General features: G+C 45.4%; 6 protein-coding genes. All 6 read left to right on the top strand.

The window, feature by feature from the left end; translation table 11 throughout:
- The first annotated feature begins 54 nt into the window (after positions 1 to 54).
- Positions 55 to 351 carry a hypothetical protein gene (locus AAHF22_RS21310; protein WP_371834094.1) on the top strand — a complete coding sequence of 99 codons (297 nt, stop codon included), beginning with the start codon at positions 55 to 57 and terminating at the stop codon, positions 349 to 351.
- Positions 352 to 364: 13 nt separating this feature from the next.
- Positions 365 to 580, top strand: coding sequence for a translation initiation factor IF-1 (gene infA / locus AAHF22_RS21305; protein ID WP_017815385.1), 216 nt, complete (start codon positions 365 to 367; stop codon positions 578 to 580).
- 113 nt (positions 581 to 693) lie between these two features.
- The gene (gene rpmJ, locus AAHF22_RS21300; protein ID WP_003333770.1) at positions 694 to 807 is read left to right on the top strand and encodes a 50S ribosomal protein L36; all 114 of its coding nucleotides are present in this window, start codon (positions 694 to 696) and stop codon (positions 805 to 807) included.
- Between the two features lie 22 nt (positions 808 to 829).
- Positions 830 to 1,195: a 30S ribosomal protein S13 gene (rpsM, locus tag AAHF22_RS21295; RefSeq protein WP_347327030.1), complete on the top strand. Its 366-nt coding sequence runs from the start codon at positions 830 to 832 to the stop codon at positions 1,193 to 1,195.
- 16 nt (positions 1,196 to 1,211) lie between these two features.
- Positions 1,212 to 1,607: a 30S ribosomal protein S11 gene (gene rpsK / locus AAHF22_RS21290; protein WP_017815387.1), complete on the top strand. Its 396-nt coding sequence runs from the start codon at positions 1,212 to 1,214 to the stop codon at positions 1,605 to 1,607.
- A 132-nt stretch (positions 1,608 to 1,739) separates the two neighbouring features.
- On the top strand, positions 1,740 to 2,210 hold a 471-nt coding region (locus tag AAHF22_RS21285), incomplete at its 3' end, for a DNA-directed RNA polymerase subunit alpha (RefSeq protein WP_347327029.1).

Here is a 2,210-nt window from a genome sequence, read left to right as displayed (position 1 = left end):
GTAACGCCGGACGGTATGGAGATTTTCACAACACTGAATGCGTAGGTGATTTTGTTGAAAACAGGAACATCCCCGCAGGTTGGTCAAATTGTGAAGGTTTCAAAAGGCAAAGGAGCTGGCCAGCCTGCTGTAATCATTGCAATACCGGATGAGAAATTTGTTTATATCGCCGATGGCAACAAACGCAAGTTTGATCAGCCGAAGAAGAAGAATATTCTTCATCTGGAGCTGACAGCGGTGATCAGCAGCGAAGTTGTAAACAGTTTGCAAGAAAGCGGACGGGTCACAAATGGAAAGCTGCGTCATGCAGTAGCCAAGTTTGTCGAATCTGCCGAAAACAATACGGTTTAAGGAGGAACTCATTGTGGCTAAAGAAGATGTTATTGAGGTAGAAGGCGTGGTTCTTGAACCATTGCCGAATGCAACGTTCAAGGTTGAGCTGGAAAATGGTCATCAAATTCTCGCTCATGTTTCCGGTAAGCTGCGGATGCACTTTATCCGTATTCTGACTGGAGATAAGGTGGTTGTTCAACTTTCACCTTATGATTTGACAAAAGGTCGTATAACTTATCGTAAATAAAACACAAATGCAAAAAGTGTGCTATAATAGATACTTATGTGGACTAATTTGTGTGCAGATAAAATGTTGACGAAATAAGTTTTACAACCGTAAAGCTTAAGGAGGTAATTAACATGAAGGTAAGACCTTCTGTAAAGCCCATCTGCGAAAAATGCAAAGTCATTCGCCGCAAAGGGAATGTAATGGTTATTTGTGAAAACCCGAAACACAAACAAAAGCAAGGTTAATTAATCGAGGAGGTGTAGCGTAATGGCACGTATATCTGGTGTGGATTTACCACGTGATAAGCGCGTTGAGATCGCCTTGACATATATTTTCGGAATCGGTAAAACGACTTCTCAGAAAATTCTGAGTGAAACAGGTATTGACCTGAACACTCGTGTCCGCGATCTGACTGAAGATGAAGTAGGGAAACTGCGTGAAGCAATTGAAGGTAGAAAAGTAGAAGGTGATCTTCGTCGTGAGATCTCTTTGAACATTAAACGTTTGATCGAAATCGGATGCTACCGTGGTGTTCGTCACCGTCGTGGTCTGCCGGTTCGTGGACAACGTACCAAAACAAATGCTCGTACACGTAAAGGTCCTCGTCGCACAGTAGCGAACAAGAAGAAGTAAGGGAGGTTAATGATCAATGGCTAAAGCGAAAAAAGTCGTACGTACGAAACGTCGCGACCGTAAAAATATCGAATCTGGCGTGGCACATATTCGTTCCACGTTTAACAATACAATCGTTACAATTACGGATCCTCACGGCAACGCTATTTCCTGGGCAAGCTCCGGCGGTCTTGGTTTCAGAGGTTCCCGTAAATCCACTCCTTTCGCAGCACAGCTGGCAGCAGAAACTGCGGCAAAAGCAGCTATGGAGCACGGCATGAAAGCCGTTGAAGTTATGGTTAAAGGTCCTGGCGCAGGCCGTGAAGCAGCGATTCGTTCCCTGCAAGCAGCTGGTCTGGAAGTTAACCTGATTAAGGATGTAACTCCGATCCCGCATAACGGATGCCGTCCACCAAAACGTCGTCGCGTATAATCGAGGCATGTCTCTGCAAATGTAGTCAAACTCCGGCGCAGGCGTATCGCTTGCCTGGGATTGCTGCATGTCTATTGTATAAAGTTTAGCGACAGTTTCATCGAAGCGACGTTTTGAAGGAGGGATATTGCAGTGATAGAAATCGAAAAGCCGAAAATTGAGACCGTAGATGTAAATGATGAAGGAACCTATGGCAAGTTCATCGTAGAACCTCTCGAACGTGGTTACGGCACAACACTTGGCAATTCACTTCGCCGGATTTTGTTGTCGTCCCTTCCAGGTGCGGCAGTAACTTCTGTACAAATCGATGGTGTATTGCACGAGTTCTCAACGGTTCAAGGCGTAATGGAAGACGTTACTGAGATCATTTTGAACCTCAAGGCGCTCTCGCTGAAAATCCACTCCGATGAAGAAAAAGTATTGGAGATTGACGCGGAAGGAGAAGGTGTGGTCACTGCTGGCGATATCCGTGCAGATAGTGACGTGGAAATCCTTAACCCGGATCTTCATATTGCCACACTTGCTCCAGGTTCCAGACTCCACATGCGTATTTTTGCAAACCGTGGTCGCGGTTATGTATCGGCAGACAAGAACAAACGTGCG

It is taken from the genome of Paenibacillus wenxiniae, from assembly GCF_039822605.1.
Taxonomy (GTDB): domain Bacteria; phylum Bacillota; class Bacilli; order Paenibacillales; family Paenibacillaceae; genus Saccharibacillus; species Saccharibacillus wenxiniae.
This window is presented reverse-complemented; position numbering and strand designations above follow the sequence as displayed.